This is a genomic window from Pseudomonas pichavaramensis, from assembly GCF_050473265.1.
Lineage (GTDB): Bacteria > Pseudomonadota > Gammaproteobacteria > Pseudomonadales > Pseudomonadaceae > Aquipseudomonas.
Map to the genome: position 1 here is coordinate 38,650 of NZ_JBJKFJ010000017.1, position 17,555 is coordinate 56,204.

At 61.4% G+C, this 17,555-nt stretch carries 18 protein-coding genes; 11 read left to right on the top strand and 7 right to left on the bottom strand.

Features of this window, described 5'->3' with window-relative positions:
- The first annotated feature begins 31 nt into the window (after window positions 1-31).
- Complete coding sequence (locus tag ACJRW5_RS22470; RefSeq protein ID WP_484572710.1) at window positions 32-817, top strand: SDR family NAD(P)-dependent oxidoreductase; 786 nt, start codon at window positions 32-34, stop codon at window positions 815-817.
- A gap of 372 nt (window positions 818-1,189) precedes the next feature.
- Here the strand turns inward: ACJRW5_RS22470 and ACJRW5_RS22475 are convergent, their stop codons facing one another.
- Window positions 1,190-1,639, bottom strand: coding sequence for a hypothetical protein (locus ACJRW5_RS22475; protein WP_484572711.1), 450 nt, complete (start codon window positions 1,637-1,639; stop codon window positions 1,190-1,192).
- Window positions 1,640-1,794: 155 nt separating this feature from the next.
- Between ACJRW5_RS22475 and ACJRW5_RS22480 the strand changes: the two genes are divergently transcribed.
- Window positions 1,795-2,838, top strand: a complete 1,044-nt coding sequence (locus ACJRW5_RS22480) for an IS110 family RNA-guided transposase (RefSeq protein WP_484572712.1) — start codon at window positions 1,795-1,797, stop codon at window positions 2,836-2,838.
- A 269-nt stretch (window positions 2,839-3,107) separates the two neighbouring features.
- Here ACJRW5_RS22480 and ACJRW5_RS22485 read toward each other — a convergent pair whose 3' ends face one another.
- Entirely contained in the window at window positions 3,108-3,623 is a 516-nt protein-coding gene (locus ACJRW5_RS22485) for a hypothetical protein (RefSeq protein WP_484572713.1), read from the bottom strand.
- Window positions 3,624-4,166: 543 nt separating this feature from the next.
- Between ACJRW5_RS22485 and ACJRW5_RS22490 the strand changes: the two genes are divergently transcribed.
- From ACJRW5_RS22490 to ACJRW5_RS22515, 6 genes are all read left to right on the top strand, one after another.
- Window positions 4,167-5,132 carry an integron integrase gene (locus tag ACJRW5_RS22490; RefSeq protein WP_484572714.1) on the top strand — a complete coding sequence of 322 codons (966 nt, stop codon included), beginning with the start codon at window positions 4,167-4,169 and terminating at the stop codon, window positions 5,130-5,132.
- Window positions 5,133-5,300: 168 nt separating this feature from the next.
- The gene (locus ACJRW5_RS22495; protein WP_484572715.1) at window positions 5,301-6,224 is read left to right on the top strand and encodes an ABC transporter ATP-binding protein; all 924 of its coding nucleotides are present in this window, start codon (window positions 5,301-5,303) and stop codon (window positions 6,222-6,224) included.
- Entirely contained in the window at window positions 6,221-6,952 is a 732-nt protein-coding gene (locus ACJRW5_RS22500) for an ABC transporter permease subunit (protein ID WP_484572716.1), read from the top strand. The genes ACJRW5_RS22495 and ACJRW5_RS22500 overlap by 4 nt, the downstream gene beginning before the upstream one ends.
- Before the next feature lie 9 nt (window positions 6,953-6,961).
- Window positions 6,962-8,794, top strand: a complete 1,833-nt coding sequence (locus ACJRW5_RS22505) for a GldG family protein (RefSeq protein ID WP_484572717.1) — start codon at window positions 6,962-6,964, stop codon at window positions 8,792-8,794.
- Between the two features lie 171 nt (window positions 8,795-8,965).
- Entirely contained in the window at window positions 8,966-9,955 is a 990-nt protein-coding gene (locus tag ACJRW5_RS22510; RefSeq protein WP_484572718.1) for a DUF4340 domain-containing protein, read from the top strand.
- A gap of 233 nt (window positions 9,956-10,188) precedes the next feature.
- The gene (locus ACJRW5_RS22515; RefSeq protein WP_024308925.1) at window positions 10,189-10,398 is read left to right on the top strand and encodes a cold-shock protein; all 210 of its coding nucleotides are present in this window, start codon (window positions 10,189-10,191) and stop codon (window positions 10,396-10,398) included.
- A 406-nt stretch (window positions 10,399-10,804) separates the two neighbouring features.
- Here the strand turns inward: ACJRW5_RS22515 and ACJRW5_RS22520 are convergent, their stop codons facing one another.
- The 3 genes from ACJRW5_RS22520 to dapE all read right to left on the bottom strand — a co-directional run bounded on the left by ACJRW5_RS22520 (window position 10,805) and on the right by dapE (window position 13,295).
- The gene (locus ACJRW5_RS22520) at window positions 10,805-11,176 is read right to left on the bottom strand and encodes a hypothetical protein (protein WP_484572719.1); all 372 of its coding nucleotides are present in this window, start codon (window positions 11,174-11,176) and stop codon (window positions 10,805-10,807) included.
- 5 nt (window positions 11,177-11,181) lie between these two features.
- Complete coding sequence (locus tag ACJRW5_RS22525) at window positions 11,182-12,006, bottom strand: putative RNA methyltransferase (RefSeq protein ID WP_484572720.1); 825 nt, start codon at window positions 12,004-12,006, stop codon at window positions 11,182-11,184.
- Between the two features lie 146 nt (window positions 12,007-12,152).
- On the bottom strand, window positions 12,153-13,295 hold the full coding sequence (dapE, locus tag ACJRW5_RS22530; protein ID WP_484572721.1) for a succinyl-diaminopimelate desuccinylase: 1,143 nt from the start codon (window positions 13,293-13,295) through the stop codon (window positions 12,153-12,155).
- Window positions 13,296-13,490: 195 nt separating this feature from the next.
- Here dapE and tcdA point away from each other — a divergent pair, with 195 nt between their 5' ends.
- The 3 genes from tcdA (at window position 13,491) to ACJRW5_RS22545 (ending at window position 15,706) form a co-directional block, all read left to right on the top strand.
- On the top strand, window positions 13,491-14,297 hold the full coding sequence (gene tcdA / locus ACJRW5_RS22535; RefSeq protein ID WP_484572722.1) for a tRNA cyclic N6-threonylcarbamoyladenosine(37) synthase TcdA: 807 nt from the start codon (window positions 13,491-13,493) through the stop codon (window positions 14,295-14,297).
- Window positions 14,298-14,422: 125 nt separating this feature from the next.
- A complete protein-coding gene (locus tag ACJRW5_RS22540; RefSeq protein ID WP_484572723.1) occupies window positions 14,423-15,214 on the top strand; it encodes a substrate-binding periplasmic protein in 792 nt (263 codons plus the stop codon).
- Between the two features lie 24 nt (window positions 15,215-15,238).
- On the top strand, window positions 15,239-15,706 hold the full coding sequence (locus ACJRW5_RS22545; RefSeq protein ID WP_484572724.1) for a YehS family protein: 468 nt from the start codon (window positions 15,239-15,241) through the stop codon (window positions 15,704-15,706).
- 99 nt (window positions 15,707-15,805) lie between these two features.
- On the opposite strand, the gene ACJRW5_RS22550 is transcribed toward ACJRW5_RS22545, so the two are convergent.
- Both ACJRW5_RS22550 and ACJRW5_RS22555 read right to left on the bottom strand, forming a co-directional pair.
- A complete protein-coding gene (locus ACJRW5_RS22550; RefSeq protein WP_484572725.1) occupies window positions 15,806-16,210 on the bottom strand; it encodes a SufE family protein in 405 nt (134 codons plus the stop codon).
- Between the two features lie 100 nt (window positions 16,211-16,310).
- Window positions 16,311-17,516, bottom strand: coding sequence for an aminotransferase class V-fold PLP-dependent enzyme (locus ACJRW5_RS22555; protein ID WP_484572726.1), 1,206 nt, complete (start codon window positions 17,514-17,516; stop codon window positions 16,311-16,313).
- Window positions 17,517-17,555: the final 39 nt, after the last annotated feature.

The window sequence follows — 17,555 nt, forward strand, 5'->3', positions numbered from 1 at the left end:
CGGTTTTTCCAACCGATGCAGGAGGCATCCCATGCAGATCGATTTCAGCGGACGCAAGGTACTGGTCACTGGCTCCACCTCGGGTATTGGCTTTGCCGCTGCACGGGGGTTTCTTGAAGCCGGTGCCGAGGTGATTATCAGCGGCCGCAGCGATGCCAGCGTCAGCGATGCACTGCAGCGCCTGGGCGCGCTGGCTGAGCGGGCACATGGTTTTGCCGGTGATCTGGCAAGCGAAGCGGCTTGCACCGAGTTGCTGGCGCAGCATCCGCAGGTGGATGTTCTAGTCAACAACCTCGGCATCTACGGCACGCTGGATTTCTTCGACACGCCCGACAGCGAGTGGCAGCGCTACTTCGACATCAACGTCATGTCCGGCGTGCGTCTGTCGCGTCTTTATGCGCCGGGCATGGTCGCGCGCGGCTGGGGGCGCATCCTGTTTATCGCCTCGGAATCGGCGCTGAACATCCCCGCCGACATGATCCACTACGGCTTCAGCAAAACAGCCCAGCTCTCCATCGCCCGTGGCCTGGCCAAACGCCTGGCCGGCACTGGCGTAACGGTCAATTCGGTACTGCCCGGGCCAACCCTCTCCGACGGCGCGGCCGCGCTGTTCCAGGCCGAAGCCGAGCGCAGCGGCCAGAGCCTGCAGGCTGTCGCTGACGGCTTTGTCACCAGCCACCGCGCCTCGTCGATCATCCGCCGTATCGCCACGGTGGAAGAGGTGGCCAACATGATCCTGTACGTAAGTTCCGCGCAGGCCTCGGCCACCACTGGCGCAGCGCTGCGGGTAGATGGTGGGGTAGTGGACACTCTGTGAAGGGGAACTGCGGTGCTACGGCCTGTAATCCGTAGTGCTGCAGGATCTTTGGCCTGGAGACGACTGCAATTCGTCCCAAGCGTTGAGTTGGTTATCTGAAACGGCTGACCGCGGGGTCCTCAAACAACATTTCTCATCGTTGTGGTGAAGAGCGAAACTGTCGGAACAGGCGAGTCCTGCAGCGGAACAAGGCCGATAACAATGATGATCTTCGTGAACGATTAAACGCTTGGCCCCGCTGCGCGAACTACAGAATGGCCAGGGCCACAACGGCCACAACAGGCCGGATATACGAATGCAGTTGCACTGATGGCAGAACCGAAAAGCTATTGCTCATTACTTGTGGAGGGAGTCCGTACACGCATTGTTAGACTAACAATTATTAGGCTTCTCGCTCATCATGTGATTGCTAAGGCACTCAATTGGATAGCTGGTGCCCATGTCGTTGACTTCGAATTTTATAAAGTCACTACTAATGAATTTTGCACTTGGCATGTAGTAGTGTCCTTCTTCAAGGCGAATGGTTAGGGTTTTCTCTGCTTTTTTGTAGTAGCTGTGAGCTTGTTGAAAATAAAGAAGAGTTAATTCGTAGGTCCCGGGTTTTATTTTGATGCCCATGGTTGAGTGACCAAAGCCAGTAGGAAATAGTGCTTTTCCATTGATGTGGGTTACGTGGCCATGCCCTCTCTCTCCCTCGCCAAGGATTGCTATTGTGGACAGGTCCTGAGTCTCGCTGGTGTTATAGTTTATTGTTTTTGCAGGTATGACCCCGCATGAGGTAATTATTAAGGTTGCTGAGAGGGGTAATAATTTTTTGATCATGGATATGATGTCCTGGATTGAGCCTAACGTTTGGTTAGGGGCGGCCTTTAGCCCGTGCCAGTGAGCGCAGCGAGCGGTTTGAATGCTGTAATGGACTCTCCCCACACCACGGTTCTATACCGTAGTCACGACATTTGCCGAACGGGAGAGCGGTTATGAAGCGCATCGCTGTTGATCTGGCCAAGTCCGTTTACCAAGTTGCCGAGAGTGTCCATTTCGGCCATGTGGTGCAGCGTAGGCGGCTGAACCGAGAGGCGTTTGCTCGTTATATACAGGAGCAAAACGCCCCCGTCGAATGGGTGATGGAAGCCTGTGGCACAGCGCACTATTGGGGGCGCACGATGCAGGCTCAGGGGCATCGGGTGATGCTGATTCATCCGCGTTATGTGCGGCCCTATCGCCGGCGTAACAAGACCGACCGCAACGACTGCGATGCCATGCTCGAGGCCGCCCGCTGTCGCGATATTCATCCGGTGCCCGTTAAAACCCACGAACAGCAGCAGGTGAAACAGCTGCATGGCCTGCGCGAAACCTGGAAGAAAGCCCGCACCCAGCGCATCAACCTGCTGCGAGGCATCTTGCGTGAAGCCGGAGTCGAAGCGCCGGCTCGCACCCGTGAATTTTTGCGAGCCGCGCATGAGCTGATCGAGCGCCCTGAGCTGGCCGCGCTTCGCCATCAATTACAGATCGTCCTGGCCGAGATCAATCTGCATGAGCAGTGCATGGCCGAATGCGAGCAACAGCTGCAGCGCTGGCACGCTGACGATGAGGTCGTGCGGGCGCTGGATGAAGTCAGCGGCATCGGCGTACTCACAGCCAGCGCGCTGAAAGCCGCTGTCGGCAAACCCGAACGCTTTGCCAGCGGTCGTCATTTAAGTGCCTGGCTGGGCATGACGCCGCGCGAGTTCAGCAGCGGTGATCGCCGCAAACTGGGGCATATCAGCCGGCAAGGCAATGTGTACGTGCGCACCCTTTTTATCCACGGCTCACGTGCCGCCTTACTGGCAGCTCAGCGTTGCCACGCACGCACACCGGAGAAACTGACGCAGCTACAGCGCTGGGCTGTCGAGACGGCGACGCGGATCGGCCACAACAAGGCCGCCGTGGCGCTGGCTAACAAACTGGTACGGATCTGCTGGGCGGTGTGGTGTCACCAGCGACGCTTCAGCGGTAACTGGCAGAGCACAATGCCCGCCTGACGGCGGGCGTCATCAGGCAACATTTCTCGTGGTTGTGGTGAAGAGCGAAACTGTCGGAACAGGCGAGTCCTGCAGCGGAACAAGGCCGATAACAATGATGATCTTCGTGATCGATTGAACGCTTGGCCCCCGCTGCGCGAACTACAGAATGGCCAGGGCCACAAAGCCCACAACAGGCCGGATATACGAATGCAACCGCGCTGACGACAGGTTCGAAAAGCTATTGCTTACTGCTTGTGGGGGGAGTCCATATACCATTTGTTAGGCCTTTATTTCTCACGTATAGCGACCGTTGCAAAGAAGTGCACATCGTCCTCTAGGCCGTTTATTAAAAACTTCTCAACTTTTGCAAGAGGAAATGCAAAGCCTTTTTCTTTGCTGTAAAGAACGGCTGCGCTAGATAAAGACATTCCTAGCGTTTCGAAAAACTTTGGCTCTAATGCCTTTGCACTTTCATAGTCGAGCCACTGCCAATTTGCCTTTGCGTCGTTTTTGCGAATCACCTCACCAACGTAAGCGCCAGCTCTGAGTACAACACGGTTCCAAGATGATTCAAGTTCTTTATTTGAGCGAACCTTTTCCAAATAGGCGTTGACTTCCTTGAGGCTTTCCAAAGTGAAATCAAGCTTGCTTTGGTTTAATGTTTCTTGACCTAATGTTCCTTGGTCTTCGTAAAATAATTGCGATAATTCAGATAGTGCTTGATTTGTATCGGTTGGGTTCTCTGCCATTGCCGTACTTGCGCTAAGAGTTAGTAAGAAGACCAGGATTATGCGTATATTCATGTTTTGGCCTAACGTTTGGTTAAGGGGCGGGCTTTAGCCCGTCCCAGTGAGCGAAGCGAACGGTTTGAACCACTGGTTAGGCGCTCCGCTACTCATTTGGTGTTCTCCAACTCTTGAGGCAGTGCATGCACTGCTTGGCACGCCACGTTCGGAGTGCTCCATTGCAGAACGGGCAGTAAGCAATTTTCACTTGACACTTAGGGTACATACGATGATCCGCGTACTCCGCGAGGATGCCTCGACCGACTCCCTCAATTTCAATAATTTTCTCTAGCGTACTCTCTTTGCTCGAAATTTTTAATTCACTCAGTCGTGAGAGTGTTTCAACTGCAGGGCAATATGCAGTAATAAGCTCTCCGCATCGATCACATGTCCTTCTGCCGTACTCTCGCTGCATTTGGCTGCCTAACTATTAATTAGACGACATTCATGTCGCGTTTCCACGCGACAGCTGTCGCATAATCTTCCTTGTCGTCTTGCAAGTCCTTGTCTAGCTTGAAGGTTGTCGCGGCAAACGCGACAGCATCTAGGGAGAAACGCGACATGGATGACGGCAAGCCCAAGCTGCTGGATCAAGTGCGCCAGCAGATTCGAGTCAGAAACTATTCCATCCGTACCGAAGCTGTCTATGCCGAATGGGTAAAGCGCTACATCCGCTTTCACCACTATCGGCATCCGGCGGAGATGGGCGCGGCGGAGATCGAGGCTTTTCTGACCCATCTTGCGGTTAAGCGTGATGTGTCTGCCTCGACACAGAACCAGGCTCTGGCCGCTCTGCTATTTCTCTACAAGGAAGTGCTCAAGCTGGATTTGCCTTGGTTGCAGGGTGTCGTTCGGGCGAAGAAACCCAAGCATCTGCCGGTGGTGCTTACCCGTATTGAGGTCGATGCCCTGTTGGCTCAACTGCAGGGCGATAGCTGGATCGTTGCGAATCTGCTCTATGGTGCCGGATTGCGATTACTTGAGGCGCTGCGACTACGAGTCAAGGATGTCGACTTTACCCGGCGAGAAATCATCGTGCGTGATGGTAAGGGCCAGAAAGATCGGGTAACCATGCTGCCAATGCGTGTCGTCGAGCCGTTACGGCAGCATTTGAACAAGGTGCAGCATATGCATCGAGGCGATCTGGCCGAAGGCTTTGGCGAGGCTAATTTGCCGTTCGCGCTGGCGCGCAAGTACCCGAATGCGGCGAAGGAGTGGGGATGGCAGTTCGTTTTCCCGTCGAGCAATCGCTCTCAGGATCCACGCGGGCACGGCATTTATCGCCATCACCTGCATGAAAAAACCATTCAGAGGGCGGTGCGTGAGGCGGCGCGGCGTGCCGGGTTGATCAAGCATGCGACGCCACATTCGCTACGTCATTCCTTTGCCACGCATCTTCTGGAAGCAGGCCAGGATATTCGCACCGTGCAAGAGTTGCTCGGTCATGCGGACATCAGAACCACGCAGATCTACACCCATGTGCTTAACCGAGGTGGCCTGGCAGTCTTGAGCCCGCTGGATCGCTGAGCACATATTCCATTTACTGCTTGTTTCGGTCTTCTGGCTGAACTTTTCGGTTTTGCTGCGGTCTTGCCCTCGTCCGGGCCGTTGGTTTTTCCGCGTCCGGCGTTCTTGCGGCCTGCGTTTTCGCGGTGGTTGCGCGGGACTCAGGCGTTTTCGCGACGGTGAGAGGCCATGATCGAAATAAGAAACCTGACCAAGCGTTTTGCGCAGCACACGGCGGTCGATGACCTGTCGTTCAGCGTCCAGCCAGGGGAAGTGCTGGGCTTTCTCGGCCCCAACGGGGCTGGCAAATCCACCACCATGAAGATGCTCACAGGGTTTCTCGCGCCGACTTCCGGCACGGCGAGCATTCTCGGTTGCGATATCCAGACGCAGACGCTCAAGGCCCAGCGACAGATCGGCTACCTCCCCGAAGGTGCGCCGTGCTACGGCGATATGAGCGTACGCGGTTTCCTCTCTTTCATTGCCGAGGTGCGCGGTTTTCGTGGTGCCGAGAAGGCGCTGCGGGTCGAGCATGCCGTGGCCCAGGTGGAGTTGCAGGCGGTGCTGGAGCAGAGCATCGAAACGCTGTCCAAGGGCTTCAAGCGCCGTGTCGGCCTGGCCCAGGCGATCCTGCATGATCCGCGCGTGCTGATCCTCGACGAGCCCACCGACGGCCTCGATCCCAATCAGAAGCATCAGGTGCGCCAGCTTATCCAGGGCCTGGCGCGCGACAAGATCGTGATCATTTCCACTCATATCCTCGAAGAGGTCACGGCGCTCTGCACCCGCGCCGTGGTCATCGCCCAGGGCCGCTTGCTGGCCGATGGTACGCCGCTGGAGTTGGAGAGCCGCTCGCGCTATCACCAGGCGGTGACGCTGGTGGCCGATGAGGCGCTGGATCAGGCTGCACTCGCGGCGCTGCCCGGTGTCGCTGGCGTCGAGGAGAACGCCCGCGAGCACAGCCTGAGCGTGCTGGCGCTGCCGGGCGAGGTGATCTTCCCGCAGGTCAATGCACTGATCGCCGAGCGCGGCTGGCAGGTCAGGGAGCTCAACGTGGAACGCGGTCGGCTCGATGAAGTATTCCGCACGCTGACCCGGGGAGAGCAGCCATGACCCAGTTGCCCGTGATCTTCAAGCGCGAGCTGGCGAGCTACTTCGCCACGCCGCTGGCCTATGTGTTCATCGTCATCTTCCTGGTGTTGTCCGGGGTGTTCACCTTCTATCTGGGCGGTTTTTTCGAGAGCGGCCAGGCCAACCTTTCGGCTTTCTTCAATTTCCATCCGTGGCTGTATCTGTTCCTGGTGCCGGCGATCGCCATGCGCCTGTGGGCGGAGGAGCGCAAGTCCGGCTCCATCGAGCTGCTGATGACCCTGCCGATTACCCGCTTCGAGGCGGTCACCGGCAAGTTCCTGGCGGCCTGGGTGTTCGCCGGCATCGCGCTGTTGCTGACCTTCCCGATGATCATCACCGTCAACTACCTGGGTGAGCCGGACAACGGCGCCATCATCACCGGCTACCTTGGCAGTTGGCTGCTGGCCGGTGCCTACCTGGCCATCGGCTCGTGTATGTCGGCGCTGAGCAAGAACCAGGTGATCGCCTTCATCCTTGCGGTCAGCGCCTGCTTCCTGTTCATCGTCAGCGGCTTTCCGATGGTGCTCGACGCCTTCGCCTGGGCGCCGCAGTGGTGGGTGGACGCCGTTGCCTCGCTGAGTTTCCTGGTGCGTTTCGAAGCCATCAGCAAGGGTGTGATCGACCTGCGCGACCTGCTGTATTTCCTCTCGCTGATCGCTGCCTGGCTGACCGCCACCGCCGTGGTCATCGATCTGAAGAAAGCCGACTGAGGAGCGCCCATGAAAAAGCTGATCTATTCCGGCGCCGGGCTGCTGCTGATCGCGGTGGCGTTCGTTGCCTTCAACCTGCTGGCCGGTGTCGGCCTGGGCGGTGCGCGCCTGGACCTGACCGAGCAGAAGCTCTATACCATCGCAGGCGGCACCAAGCAGATCCTTGGTGAGCTGGACGAGCCGATCAACCTGTACTTCTTCTACTCGGACAAGGTGGCCAAGGACCTGCCAGCGCTGCGCACCTACGCCCAGCGTGTGGAGGAGATGCTCAAGGCCTACCAGGCCCAGGCGAACGGAAAGATCCGCCTGCACATCATCGACCCCGAGCCGTTTTCCGAGGATGAGGACAAGGCGGCCGAATATGGTTTGCAGGGCATCCCACTGCAGCAGGGTGGCGACCCGGTCTACTTCGGTCTGGCGGGCAGCAACGCGCTGGACGATACCCAGGTCATCCCGTTCTTCGCACTGGATCAGGAGGAGCATCTGGAGTACGAGCTGAGCCGTCTGGTGCAGACGTTGGCCAAACCGCAGTTGCCGGTGGTTGGGGTGCTGTCCGGGCTGCCGATGACGGGCGGTTTCGACATGATGGCGCGGCAGCCGACGCCGCCGTGGATGGTGCTGGAGCAGGTGCGCCAGTTGTTCCAGATCGAGAATCTCAAGGCCGATGTCGACCAGATTCCCGACAAGGTCTCGGTGCTCTGGTTGGTGCATCCGAAGAACCTGCCCGAGCAGACGCTCTATGCCATCGACCAGTTCGTGCTGCGCGGCGGCAAGCTGATGGTGTTCGTCGACCCTTATGCCGAGGCTGACAGCGGTGAAATGCCGGGTGAGATGGCGGTGGACAAGGCTTCGAACATCGAGCCGCTGTTCAAGGCCTGGGGTCTGCGCATGGTGCCGGACAAGGTGCTGGGCGATGGCTCCTATGCCATGTCGGTGAGCATGGGGCAAGGCCAGCGCGCGGTGCGTCATGCTGCCTGGCTGAGCCTGCCGCGCAAGGCACTGGACCAGACCGACATCGCCACGGCCGGGCTTGAAAGCATCACGGTCGCCACGGCCGGCATTCTCGAGCCGCTGGAGGGGGCGAAGACGCATTTCACCCCACTGATGCAGAGCTCCGAGTACGCCATGCCCTTCGACGCTCAGCGTTTCGCCATGCTCAGCAACCCCGAGGAGCTGATCCGCGAGCTGGAGCCGACCGGTGAGCGCTACACCATCGCCGCGCGCATCGATGGTCCGGCGCAGAGCGCCTTCCCAGACGGCATCGAGGGGCGCAAGGACGGCCTCAAGCAGGCCGACAACATCAATGTGATCGCCGTGGCCGATACCGACATCCTCAGCGACCGCATGTGGGTGCAGGTGCAGGACTTCTTCGGCCAGCGCATGCCGCAACCCTGGGCCGACAATGGCAGCTTCACCATCAACGCATTGGACAACTTGACCGGCTCCGAGGCGCTGATCAGCGTGCGTTCGCGTGGTCGTTTCAGCCGGCCATTCGTGGTGGTTGAAGAACTGCAGCGGGCGGCCGAACAGCGCTTCCGCGACAAGGAGCAGGCGATCCAGGCGCGTCTGGCCGAGACCGAGCAGCAACTGGCGGCGCTGCAACACAGTGATGATCCGAACAAGGCGCTGGAGCTGACTCCGGAGCAGCAGACCGCGCTGCAGCGCTTCATCCAGCAGAAGCTGGAGTTGCGCAAGGAGCTGCGCGATGTGCGCTATCAGCTCAACGCCGATATCGAGGCGCTGGGGCGGGCGTTGAAGGTGATCAACATTGCCCTGGTGCCAGCGCTGCTGACCCTTGGTGTGCTGGCGTTGTGGCTGTGGCGGCGCCGCCGTCGCGCTTGATGATCATTGTCTGTGGGAGGGGCTTTAGCCGCGACAATCGCCGCTGAAGCGCCTCCACCAATGTCTGGTTTTCTAGAGGCCTGTAGGGTGCGCCGTGCGCACCACCCTGGAAGCACCGGTGCGCACGGCGCGACCCTACATGGCTTCATCCTATCGAAGGGTGAAAAGATCATGGGACGTAAAGGTCTGATCGCATTGATCGTCATCGTGCTGTTCTGCGTGCTGGGTTATCTGGCGGTGCAGCACGATCAGCAGCAGGCCACGGCGCCAGTCGAACAAGCAACATGGCTGGCTGCGCAGCAGGATTACCTGAACAGCCTGCAGGCGCTGGATATCGAAGCGGCGGGGCAGCCGCCGATACGTATCGCGCGTCATGGCGGAGACTGGGTGGTGCCGGGCAAGGCCGATTATCCGGCTGCCCCGCAGTTGCTGGCAGACCTTCTGCGGGCACTGCGCGAGGCGCGAACGGTCGAGGCCAAGACGGCCAATACGCAGTGGCACGCTCGCCTGGGCCTGGCTGAGCAGGGTGAGGAGGGCGAGCAGGCGCTGCGCCTCAAGCTGCAGTTCGAGGGCCATCCTGATCTGAATCTGCGTCTGGGCAAGCCGTCGCAACAGGGCACTGGGCAACTGGTGCGGCTGGCTGGAGAGGATCAGGTCTGGCTGATCGACCAACAGCTGCAGGTGCCGACTCGTGAGCTGGACTGGTTGGACAGGCGCATCAGCGACATTCCCTACACCGCCATCCAACGTATCGAACTGCATCATGCCGATGGCGAGACGCTGACCTTGAACAGGGCCGATGCCGAGCACTACAACTTTGCCGTTGAACAACTGGCTCATTCGCAGAAGCTTGCTTTCGAGGGCGCAGCCAACAGCGTGGTGACTTTGTTCTCCAACCTGCTGTTCGCTGACGCGGCGCCCTTGGCTCAGGTGGGATTCAAGCAAAAGCCTGTGCTGCGCTTCAGTCTCTTTGGTTTCGAGGGGCAAAAGCTCGAAGGCGCTCTGTACAGGCAGGGTGAGCAGTACTGGCTGGTAGTTTCCAGCCGTGAAGGGTTCAAGGCTGAGGAGGTCAGTGCTCGTAGTGACTGGGCCTATCGACTCGAGCGTGAACAGGTGCAGCGGCTTACGAAGAAGTTGCGCGATCTGCTGGCTAAAAGCTGACAAAAAGCGCTCTGGATAGCGCGTTTTCGCTGGATGTGGGGCGGCTCCAAAAAAGTACTTTTCAGTCACAACTGTTGCTTTATACTCGGCCTTCGGCTGCAGCAAGAACGCGAATCGCTTGACCTGCTCCATGCTCGAATTGCCGGGGTTGGCGAACGATGAGAAGACCGTTTTTACCGAGCCGTTAAAGCGCCTTCGGGACAATAAAAACAGCGAGTTTGGAGAAGTTGGTAATGGCAGATCGTGAGACCGGAACCGTCAAATGGTTCAATGATTCCAAGGGTTACGGGTTCATTCAGCGCGAAAGCGGCCCGGACGTGTTCGTTCACTACCGCGCCATCCGTGGCGAAGGTCACCGCACCTTGGTCGAAGGCCAGAAGGTCGAGTTCGGTGTGACCCAGGGCCAGAAAGGCCTGCAAGCGGAAGACGTCTCTGCGGTCTGAGCCTCAGACTCCCATGAAAAGGCCCGTCGAAGACGTAATGTTGTTCTCATAAGAAGTGGTCGGACGCGATTAGTCCCCTCGCCCCTTTGGGGAGAGGGTTAGGGAGAGGGGAAACTGGCAGTTTTGCGGCATTTTCAGCCCTCTCCCCCAGCCCCTCTCCCATAAATGGGAGAGGGGAGCCAACGTCTGTAACCTTAAATGAACAGCATTACCGTCATCGACGGGCCTTTTCGTTTCTGGCGTATGCGGACCAGCGCTAATCCGCGCTCGACTTCGGGAGTGCGTTGCTGTTGCCCCGGATTGCATCCGGGCTACGGATGATGGCTGCAAAACCCCATGGCGTGAGACGCCTGGCCCTCTCCCATAAATGGGGGAGGGGCATCAACAGGCCGCTAAGCGGCCGCTTTCACTCGGTACGCCAGACGATCTCGGTCTCGCCGTCGGCATCGACCTTGATCCAGCGGTCGGCTTCTTCGTCGCTTTCATCTTCCACCCAGGTGCCCGGGGCGCAGCGCACCTGTACGCCGAGCGCGGCATAGGCGGCGCGGGCGCAGGCGAGGTCGTCGGCCCAGGGCGTGGCGTCGCTTTCCAGGTAGAGGCTGTGCCACTTGCCCACGGCTTTCGGCAGCCAGGTGACCGGCACGTCGCCGGCCTGGCATTTGAAGGTCTGGCCCTTCTGCTGCCAGTCGCTGCAGGTGCCGAGGGCTTCGCTCAGCCATTGGGCCACGGCGTCGCGTTCGACGTCTTTCAGGTAGATCTCGATATCCGGTTGGCGCATGGCATTCAGTCCTGAGAGCGGGTGCTCGGGTTTTTGACGATCCAATCGTAGCGGATTGAAACGGTGACATCGAAGGGCGCGGCGATAACGGCTTCGCGGCGTTCGGCGCTGGCGCGCCAGCCATGCGGGGTCATGGCCAGCAGGTCGGCGCGGGCCTGGGCGTCGGCCAGGTGCAGGCTGAATTCCAGGGTTTCGCTGTGCGCCAGCTGCATGCCGTCCGGGATCAGCGCCAGATGCTTCTCGTCGTCGTAGTCGCGGACTTCGTCGTAGAGCTTCTGCCGCAGTTCCATCAGGTGGCCGCGGGTCGGGCCCATGCGCAGCAGGCCGCCGCCGGGGGCGAGCAGGCGCTGGGCCTCGCTCCAGTCGAGCGGGCTGAACACGCTGGCCAGCAGATTGCAGCTGGCATCGGCCAGCGGCACGCGGGCCATGCTTGCCACCAGCCAGCTTAGCTGCGGGGCGCGTTTGCAGGCGCGCTTGACCGCCTCGCGGGAGATGTCCAGGGCGTAGCCGTCAGCCTGCGGCAGGCCGCGGCCGATCTGCTCGGTGTAATAACCCTCGCCGCAACCGATATCCAGCCAGCGTGCCGGCGCGCGTTCGGCCGCCAGCTCGGCCAGGCGTTTGGCCAGTGGCGCGTAGTGGCCGCCGTCGAGGAAGCGCCGGCGTGCCTCGACCATGGCCTGGTTGTCGCCCGGGTCGCGGCTGTTCTTGTGCTGCACCGGCAGCAGGTTGAAGTAGCCCTGGCGGGCGCGGTCGAAGCTGTGCCGGTTGGCGCAGGCCAGGCAGCTGGCGCTTGGCTCCAGCGGCGCTTGGCAGATGGGGCAGATCAGCATGCGTAAAATCCGTGAATAGGCCGTCGCGAGCGCGCCGAGAGCAAGGCGGACGGAACGCAGCGACGAGACATATCGAATAGATAGGCGAGGAGCGAGTACCGCCCAACGCAGCTATTGGTGTGCGTAGCAGGCATATTCATGGATTTTCATGCGAGGAGATTTACCATGGTTCGGTAGTAAACCTCGGTCAGCAGATCGAGATCGCTGGCCAGCACGCGCTCGTTGATCTGGTGAATGGTGGCGTTGACCGGGCCGAGTTCGACCACCTGGGTGCCGAGGGTGGCGATAAAGCGCCCGTCGGAGGTGCCGCCGCTGGTCGACGGCGTGGTTGCGCGGCCAGTGACGCTGTGGATGCTGGCGGCCACGGCGTCGAGCAGGTCGCCCGGCTGGGTGAGGAACGGCAGGCCGGACAGCGCCCACTCCAGGTGGTAGTCCAGGCCGTGCTTGTCGAGGATGTCGGTCACGCGCTGCTGCAGGCCTTCGACGGTGGATTCGGTGGAGAAGCGGAAGTTGAACACCGCTTTCAGTTCACCCGGAATCACGTTGGTGGCGCCGGTGCCGGCGTTGAGGTTGGACACCTGGAAGCTGGTCGGCGGGAAGTAGTCGTTGCCGTGGTCCCAGTGCTCGGCAGCCAGTTCGGCCAGGGCCGGCGCGGCCAGGTGGATGGGGTTCTTGGCCAGGTGCGGGTAGGCTACGTGACCCTGCTTGCCGTACACGGTAAGGGTGCAGCCGAGCGAGCCGCGGCGCCCGTTCTTGACCACGTCACCGAGCAGGGTGGTGCTCGACGGTTCGCCGACGATGCACCAGTCCAGGCGCTCGCCGCGCTCGCGCAGGCGTTCGACCACGGCCTTGGTGCCGTGGTGGGCCGGGCCTTCCTCGTCGCTGGTGATGAGGAAGCTGATGGCGCCCTTGTGCTGCGGGTAGTCGGCGACGAAGCGCTCGACGGCAATGATCATGCTCGCCAGGCTGCCTTTCATGTCGGCGGCGCCACGGCCGCAGAGCATGCCGTCGTCATCGATGCGCACGTCGAACGGCTGGTACTGCCAGGCGTCCAGCGGGCCGGTCGGCACCACGTCGGTGTGGCCGGCGAAGCACAGCACCGGGCCTTCGCCACCGCGTTTGGCCCAGAAGTTTTCCACCTCTTCGATGTTCATCGGCTCCAGTTCGAAACCGCAGGCGGCCAGACGGCGCATCATCAGTTCCTGGCAGCCTTCGTCGAGCGGGGTCACCGACGGGCGGCGAATCAGGTCGAAGGCGAGTTCCAGGGTCGGGGTGAGGGTGGCGGTCATCGTGGCTCCGGTACAGCGGCTGGCGTGAAGGTCGGCCATCTTAAAGCAAAAGTCGCTGCCAATCAGGTGATAAGGCCCGCCGCTGGGCGTATCGGCAGCCTGCTGCTGTGATGCATGCCGACGGCTGACCTGCCTTTCGGGCTTGGGTGGGCAAGGTGCTATCTCTATAATGCGCGCGGTTCTGCAGGGGGATAGATGAATACAGACGATCAGCGCTTTGGCGGTATAGCCCGGCTTTATGGCCAGGCGGGTTACCAGTGCCTGGCAGCGGCGCATGTGGCCGTGGTCGGCATCGGCGGCGTCGGCTCTTGGGCGGCAGAGGCGCTGGCGCGTTCGGGCGTGGGCGAGATATCGCTGTTCGACCTGGATGACGTGTGCATCACCAACACCAATCGCCAGGTGCACGCCGTCGAAGGTGCGGTGGGCAAGGCCAAGGTCGACGAGATGGCCGCGCGCATTCGCGCCATCAACCCGGCCTGCGTGGTGCATGCGGTGGCGGACTTCGTCACCCGCGAGACCATGGCCGAGTACATCACCGAGCAGCTCGACGGGGTGGTCGACTGCATCGATAGCGTGCCGGCCAAGGCGGCGCTGATCGCCTGGTGCAAGCGGCGTAAGATCCAGATCGTCACCACCGGTGGTGCGGGTGGCCAGGTCGATCCGACGCAGATTCAGATCACCGATCTGAACAAGACCTTCAACGATCCGCTGGCGGCCAAGGTGCGCAGCATGCTGCGTCGCGATTATGGGTTTTCCCGTACGCCGGGGCGCACCTACAGCGTGCCTTGCGTGTTCTCTACCGAGCAGCTGCGCTACCCCAAGCCGGACGGCACGGTCTGTCAGGCCAAGGGCTTCGTCGGTGAGGGCGTCAGGCTGGATTGCGCAGGCGGTTTCGGCGCGGTGATGATGGTCACTGCAAGCTTCGGCATGGCTGCAGCTGCCAAGCTGGTGGACAAGCTGGTAGCCGGCGCGCGGCGACCGGCAGAGCGCCGCCCGCAGTAGTGAGTGTTTCCGGGTTAGTATGGCGCCCGGTTGATTGGCCAGCACGGATGCTTCGAGCAAAGTGCGTGAGGTGAGTTGTGACAGATTGGTTTGACCGTCAGGTCTTGCGCGCAGTATGGGCAAGGATGCCCGCTGCGTTGTTGTTGACCCTGGCCTTGGTCACGAGCGCCCTCGGCGCAGAGAAGACGCTGCGTATCGGCACCAGCGACTGGCAGCCCTATGTCGACCAGTCCCGGCCTGACGCAGGTGCGCTGGGGCGCCTGATCAGTGCGATCTTTGCCGAGGCCGGCTATCGCGTTGAATACCTCTATTACCCCTGGGATCGCGACGTGCTGATGCTGCAGCAGGGCCAGCTGGACGCGATCATGCCTTATAGCTGCAACCCCAGTCGCCTCAACTATGGCATCTGCAGTGATCCCCTGGTGCGCGGTGAGATCGTCCTGTTTCACCGTGTCGACCTGCCTCTGGACTGGCAGAACATCGAAGATCTGCGGCGCTATCGGATAGGCGTCACGCTCGGGTATTCCTATGGGCCGAGCTTCGATGAAGCGCTGCAGCAGGGGCAGTTGCAGGTGGAGCAGGGGCGTAACGACGACATTGGCTTTCGCCTGCTGCAGCTTGGACGGGTCGACCTGCACCCGCAGGATCGCGCGGTCGGATACGCCATGCTGCGTCGGTTATTCCCGGGGGGCGAGTGGCGCAACATCACCCACAGCGAACGTTACCTCAACCGCGAGCCACTGCGCTTGCTGTTCCGTAAGGACGATACGCAGGCTGCCGAGCTGCTACGTGTCTTCAATGCCGGTTTGCGCCGCTTTGCCGAGCGTGGCGACTTGCAGCGCCTGCAGCAGGCCCTGAACTCGGGCGATGCCGATGACTGGCAACCCAGCGCTTCGGGCTCACTGGCCCGCGACTGAGCGATCTCTTGCCAAGGAAACCTAATGCTCAATAACGATGTGCTGCGTAGCCTGCGCTATTTGCTGAACGTCAGCGACAGTCAGCTGGAGGCGTTTTGCCGGCTGGCGGATTATCCGGTGGAGCCTGGGCAGATCTCCGCTTGTTTGCTGCGTGAGGATGAAACCGGCTATCGCTCCTGTAACGATGTGCTGCTCGCTCACGTGCTCGAAGGGCTGGTGTTCCATCGGCGTGGCAAGGACGACAGCCGGCCGCGCTTGCCAGTGGAAAAGCGCCTGAGCAACAACATCGTGCTGAAGAAGCTGCGCGTTGCTTTCGAGCTGCGTGACGACGATATCCAGGCCATTTTGCAGTCAGCTGATTTGCCGATGACCAAGGCCGAGTTGGGAGCACTGTTTCGCGCGCCGGGGCACAAGCACTATCGCGAGTGCGGTGACCAGATTCTGCGTAACTTCCTGCGTGGGCTGACTTTGCGCGAGCGTGCGCAGGCCTGATACGGCGGTTGGCCTGGCCCCGGATTGCATCCGGGCTACGGAGCGGCGCCGGGCAGGAGGCTCAGGCGGGTAGCCCGGATGAAATCCGGGAATCTTCACTCAGGCGCTCAGCGCTGCCATGCGCTGCAACACGGCATGCAGGCCGTTGCTGCGGGAGGGGGAAAGCTGGCGTTGCAGGCCCAGCTGGCTGAACCAGTCGCTAAGATCGAGCACCGACAACTCGTTACTGCTCAAGCCTTCGACGCGTACCAGCAGCACCGCCAGCAAGCCGCGTAGCAGGCGTGCATCGCTGCTCGCGCGGAAGCGCCAACGGCCCTCCTGTTGTTCGGCGACCAGCCAGACCAGGCTTTCGCAGCCATGCACGCGGTTGGCTTCGCTGCGTTCGGCGTTGCTCAGCGGTGTCAGGCGTTCGCCCCATTGCATCAACAGGCGTGCGCGCTGTTCCCAACCCTGGCAGGCAGCGAAGGCGTCGAGGGCTTGTTGGGCGGCTGCTGGCAGGCTCATGGTGCAACTTTCCAATTAACAGTGGCAGCTGCTGGGCGGCATTGTGCTTTAGCGGCGAGTAACGGTGCCGCTGCTTTCGCGGCTGAAGCCGCTCCCACAGTCATCGCAGCAACTCCAGCGCATTGTCCAGCGCGGTAAAGAAGCGCTGCAGGTCATCACCATCGTTATACAGGCCGAGCGAGACACGGATGGCGCCACCGAGGCCGAGCTGTTTCAGTAGCGGCATGGCGCAGTGATGGCCGGCGCGCACGGCGATGCCCTGTTCGCTGAGCAGGTGGGCGAGGTCGGCGTTGTGTACGCCGTCGATGCAGAAGCTGGCCAGCGCGGTCTGCGGTGCGCCGAGCAGGCGTACGCCGGCGCGCGCCTGCAGGCCTTGCAGTAGGGCGGCGTGCAGCGCCGCTTCGTGGGCGGCGACGGCGGCGCTATCGAGGCTGTTCAGCCAGCGCAGCACGGCGCCGAGGGCGATCACTGCGCTGACGGCCGGGGTGCCGGCCTCGAAGCCCAGTGGCGCCGGGCGGAAGCTGGCGTGCTGGTAGTCGGCGTCCTGCACCATCTCGCCGCCGAACTGCCAGTGCTGCAGCCGGCTCAGTGCGGCCTGGCGGCCGTAGAGCAGGCCGATGCCGTCCGGGCCGTACAGCTTGTGCGCCGAGCAGACGTAGAAGTCGCAGCCCAGCGCCTGCACGTCGGGGCGCTGATGCACGGCGCCCTGGGCGCCGTCGGCCACGCTCAGGGCGCCGTGTTTACGGGCCAGGGCCAGCAGTTCGGCCAGCGGTTGCCAGCGGCCGAGCACGTTGGACAGCTGGGTCACGGCCAGCAGACGGGTCTGCGGGCCGATCAGGGCGGCGGCCTGCTGCAGGTCGACACTGCCACTGGCATCCAGCGGCAGCACGACCAGTTCCAGCTGGCAGCGCCGCGCCAGCTGCTGCCAGGGCAGCAGGTTGGCGTGGTGTTCGGCGGCGCTGATGACGATCTGCCCGCCGCCTTTCAGCAGCGGCTCCAGGCCGTAGGCGAGCAGATTGAGGGATTCGGTGGTGCCCCGGGTGAAGATGATTTCCTCGGCGCTGGCGGCGTTGAGCCAACGGGCCGCATCGCTGCGGGTGGTCTCGAAGGCGCGGGTGGCACGCTCGCCGGGCAGGTGCTGGGCACGGTGCACGTTGGCCGCACCGCCGGCGTAGTAGCCGAGCAGGGCGTCGAGCATGACCTGCGGCTTCTGCGCGGTGGCGGCGCTGTCGAGGTAGGTCTGACCTTCGGCTTCGAGGGCGAGGACGCCGGGGAAGTCGGCGCGCCAGGGGGAAATCAGTGACATTGGGAGCCTATCCCGTAGGGTGCGCCATGCGCACCAGGC

Excerpts from the sequence above, each read along its gene's own strand:
- ACJRW5_RS22485 (WP_484572713.1), bottom strand. The coding sequence starts at position 3,623 with ATGAATATACGCATAATCCTGGTCTTCTTACTAACTCTTAGCGCAAGT.
- ACJRW5_RS22545 (WP_484572724.1), top strand. The coding sequence starts at position 15,239 with ATGCTCAATAACGATGTGCTGCGTAGCCTGCGCTATTTGCTGAACGTC.
- ACJRW5_RS22490 (WP_484572714.1), top strand. The coding sequence starts at position 4,167 with ATGGATGACGGCAAGCCCAAGCTGCTGGATCAAGTGCGCCAGCAGATT.
- ACJRW5_RS22505 (WP_484572717.1), top strand. The coding sequence starts at position 6,962 with ATGAAAAAGCTGATCTATTCCGGCGCCGGGCTGCTGCTGATCGCGGTG.
- ACJRW5_RS22525 (WP_484572720.1), bottom strand. The coding sequence starts at position 12,006 with ATGCTGATCTGCCCCATCTGCCAAGCGCCGCTGGAGCCAAGCGCCAGC.
- ACJRW5_RS22500 (WP_484572716.1), top strand. The coding sequence starts at position 6,221 with ATGACCCAGTTGCCCGTGATCTTCAAGCGCGAGCTGGCGAGCTACTTC.
- tcdA (WP_484572722.1), top strand. The coding sequence starts at position 13,491 with ATGAATACAGACGATCAGCGCTTTGGCGGTATAGCCCGGCTTTATGGC.
- ACJRW5_RS22475 (WP_484572711.1), bottom strand. The coding sequence starts at position 1,639 with ATGATCAAAAAATTATTACCCCTCTCAGCAACCTTAATAATTACCTCA.
- ACJRW5_RS22520 (WP_484572719.1), bottom strand. The coding sequence starts at position 11,176 with ATGCGCCAACCGGATATCGAGATCTACCTGAAAGACGTCGAACGCGAC.
- ACJRW5_RS22470 (WP_484572710.1), top strand. The coding sequence starts at position 32 with ATGCAGATCGATTTCAGCGGACGCAAGGTACTGGTCACTGGCTCCACC.
- ACJRW5_RS22540 (WP_484572723.1), top strand. The coding sequence starts at position 14,423 with ATGCCCGCTGCGTTGTTGTTGACCCTGGCCTTGGTCACGAGCGCCCTC.
- ACJRW5_RS22495 (WP_484572715.1), top strand. The coding sequence starts at position 5,301 with ATGATCGAAATAAGAAACCTGACCAAGCGTTTTGCGCAGCACACGGCG.
- ACJRW5_RS22480 (WP_484572712.1), top strand. The coding sequence starts at position 1,795 with ATGAAGCGCATCGCTGTTGATCTGGCCAAGTCCGTTTACCAAGTTGCC.
- ACJRW5_RS22550 (WP_484572725.1), bottom strand. The coding sequence starts at position 16,210 with ATGAGCCTGCCAGCAGCCGCCCAACAAGCCCTCGACGCCTTCGCTGCC.
- ACJRW5_RS22510 (WP_484572718.1), top strand. The coding sequence starts at position 8,966 with ATGGGACGTAAAGGTCTGATCGCATTGATCGTCATCGTGCTGTTCTGC.
- ACJRW5_RS22555 (WP_484572726.1), bottom strand. The coding sequence starts at position 17,516 with ATGTCACTGATTTCCCCCTGGCGCGCCGACTTCCCCGGCGTCCTCGCC.
- dapE (WP_484572721.1), bottom strand. The coding sequence starts at position 13,295 with ATGACCGCCACCCTCACCCCGACCCTGGAACTCGCCTTCGACCTGATT.
- ACJRW5_RS22515 (WP_024308925.1), top strand. The coding sequence starts at position 10,189 with ATGGCAGATCGTGAGACCGGAACCGTCAAATGGTTCAATGATTCCAAG.